Origin of the sequence: Legionella norrlandica, from assembly GCF_000770585.1 — a bacterium.
Classification (GTDB): domain Bacteria; phylum Pseudomonadota; class Gammaproteobacteria; order Legionellales; family Legionellaceae; genus Legionella; species Legionella norrlandica.
Window position 1 is genome coordinate 1 of the sequence record NZ_JNCF01000115.1, and the last position, 1868, is coordinate 1868.

Below are 1868 nucleotides of genomic sequence, written 5' to 3' on the forward strand. Positions count from 1 at the left end.
CCAGCAAGGAGAGACTGATTTCTAAAAAGGATTAATAGGCGGTAGATTACTGCGTTTCCTTTTTTTTGCTGTTTGATTTTTTTTTACTGCGTAAACAGCTCGCAACAGCTCATCCCCACGCCACAAAGTTTTTTCCTGGTTTCGATATAACACTTGAGAAAGAAGATGCAATTGTTTTTTTAAATGGGCATCTCTTACTAATTGTGTTAAATCGGTTAAGTTGAGCAGCGGAGCATCAGGCCATTGCAATGAAGCCCATTTTAAAACAGCATCGCGCGCTTTTTTAGGATTACATTCGATACAAGCCTTATTTAAGGTTTCTAAAGTTTTTTTATATTCCCTTTTGCTAGTGGGGTATTTTGATTGTTTTTGCCATATCCACAGGCCTAAAGTTATCAGCCAGGCTAGGCCAAAAAGAATTGCCAAGGATAATGCCCAACCACTCGGATCTCCAGAAGTTAAGACAGAATCAGCAACAATAGATCGGCTAGTTGGTGCTTTTTGATCAAGATTTTGAGAGTTAGCTGTGGTTGCTTTTGCTGAAGTTGAAGGAGTAATCTCTAAGCTTCTCGGAGGTAAAGTCGCAACCTCCTCTTTCCCTGTTTCAGTATTAAACCAGGGAAGTTGCAGTTCGGGTATTGTTGCTTTACCAGCTTGGTTAAATAAATAAGTTACCTTAATTTCAACACTGCTGATTAGTTCTCCTTGTTTCACCTGATTACGTTCTGCTCCTTTTTCAGGATAGACACTAAAAGAATTAGTTTCCTGAAAATTAAGGGTTGGTAACAGTTGGGCTGGAATAGCTACGCCTTCTAAAGTGACAGTACGAGTTAAAGTACTTCCTTGACTTAGAGTTTGATTTACATTCTCATATTGTTCAGATAATTTAACTTGTTTAGCAGGTAGCCATAATTTGTTTTGATATTGTTGAGGTATTGGCTTAACTGTTAAATTAATGGTTTTATCCTGAGCTTTAATTCTGCGAGGATTAAAATCGTAAATAAGGGCATTAAAAGTGGGTGAAGTAATTTTCAAGTCACCGCTTTTTTGTGGATAAATAGCATAAGTTTGTTCTTCAACAACATAAGTTATGTTATTTTGCTCTGTATGGTAGCGCTTTGCATCGCCTAGAGGAATTAATAAGGCATTGTCAACTTTGGGGCCTTGGTATTCGGCATCTAATAAACGTTTGCTATTATATAATTTGACAGTGTATATCACTTGTTCGTTAACAAAGGGTTTCTTTTCATCAACGCTTGCAGTAAGAAAAATATCTTGCTCTTGAGTTGAGCCATGAGGCAAGGTCTGGGGTTTTGTATTTCCCTGGACATTAATGGTGATCGGAGGGCTTTGTTCTAAACCAATTTTTATGGGAGGTATAGTAAAAATACCTGGTTTTAATGCCCGTAATAAAACTATCCATTGACTTTGTGATAAGGCTTGGCCATTAATAATAGAATAATTGACGTGCCTTTCTGTGCCAAGTATTACAAAATCCTTTTGCAATTCGGTTAGATCTGGAATACCTCCTCCTTGTTGATCTTCTTGAGTAATAGATAATTTAAAGGTTTCTCCCATAATGACCTGTGAAGGCTCCAGTTGAACTTGTATTTCTGCAAATGTTAATGATGTAAATAAACACAATAAAAGCCACGCTATTATTTTTTTCATTGATACCACCCGCGTTCTCTACGTAAATGATCACGTAAAAATTTTTCTCTCATTAACCCCCCTGGGTCATCTGGAATTAAACGCAACCATTGCTCTTTTGCTATCTGCTTTTCTTGATCGGATTGATCTTGTTTTTGTTCGTTGTTTTTTATTTTGCTCACTTGTTGATCTTTATTCTGTTGATCTTTGTTTTGTTG

General features: G+C 36.9%; 1 protein-coding gene and 1 pseudogene. Both read right to left on the reverse strand.

Annotation, left to right across the window (positions count from 1 at the left end; genetic code table 11):
- Positions 1 to 21: 21 nt before the first annotated feature.
- Positions 22 to 1671 (reverse strand): BatD family protein, encoded by a 1650-nt coding sequence (locus tag OK13_RS13610; RefSeq protein ID WP_035891706.1) that lies wholly within the window; start codon positions 1669 to 1671, stop codon positions 22 to 24.
- Positions 1668 to 1868: pseudogene (locus OK13_RS13615) on the reverse strand (tetratricopeptide repeat protein); the annotation flags it as partial. The pseudogene OK13_RS13615 and the gene OK13_RS13610, both read right to left, overlap by 4 nt.

Coding starts and splice junctions, on each gene's coding strand:
- OK13_RS13610 (WP_035891706.1), bottom strand. CDS start 1,671: ATGAAAAAAATAATAGCGTGGCTTTTATTGTGTTTATTTACATCATTA.